The sequence below is a fragment of the Cupriavidus oxalaticus genome, assembly GCF_038900635.1.
Taxonomy (GTDB): Bacteria; Pseudomonadota; Gammaproteobacteria; order Burkholderiales; family Burkholderiaceae; genus Cupriavidus; species Cupriavidus oxalaticus_B.
Map to the genome: position 1 here is coordinate 1 of NZ_JAYMRX010000077.1, position 694 is coordinate 694.

At 59.9% G+C, this 694-nt stretch carries 1 protein-coding gene; it reads left to right on the forward strand.

What is annotated here, in order from left to right:
* Positions 1 to 600, forward strand: a 600-nt coding sequence (locus VSR71_RS35010; protein ID WP_342917908.1) for an aldehyde dehydrogenase family protein, incomplete at its 5' end; no start/stop codon positions are given.
* Between the last annotated feature and the right edge of the window lie 94 nt (positions 601 to 694).

Below are 694 nucleotides of genomic sequence, written 5' to 3' on the forward strand. Positions count from 1 at the left end.
CCGCGGCTGGCGGAGCGCGCGCGTGCGCTGAAGATCCGCAACGGCATGGAGTCAGACGCCGAAATGGGTCCGCTGGTGACCGGGGCGCACAAGGCCAAGGTCGAGGGCTATATCGCCAGGGGCGTGGCAGAAGGCGCGACGCTGGTGACCGATGGGCGGGGGCACAAGGTCGACGGGCACGAGAATGGGTTCTATGTCGGCGGCACGCTGTTCGACCATGTGAAGCCCGACATGACTATCTACAAGGAAGAGATCTTCGGGCCGGTGCTATCGGTGGTGCGGGTGCATGACTTTGCCGAGGCGGTGGCGCTGATCAATGCGCATGAGTTTGGCAATGGGGTGTCTTGCTACACCAGCGACGGTGGGATTGCGCGGGCGTTTGCGCGGCAGATCCAGATAGGTATGGTTGGGATTAATGTTCCTATCCCTGTGCCGATGGCATGGCATTCGTTTGGTGGATGGAAGCGGTCGTTGTTTGGGGATCATCATGCGTATGGGGAGGAGGGCGTGCGGTTCTACACGCGCTACAAGAGTGTGATGCAGCGGTGGCCGGATTCGATTGCCAAGGGGGCGGAATTTACGATGCCGGTGGCTAAGTAAATGTTGGTTTGATCTTTGTGTTGGGCTGCGGCTGGGCATCAGGTGGCTATTTGATATGCCCGGTTCCGCCCTGAAGGGCGGGTAACTTTTTGTC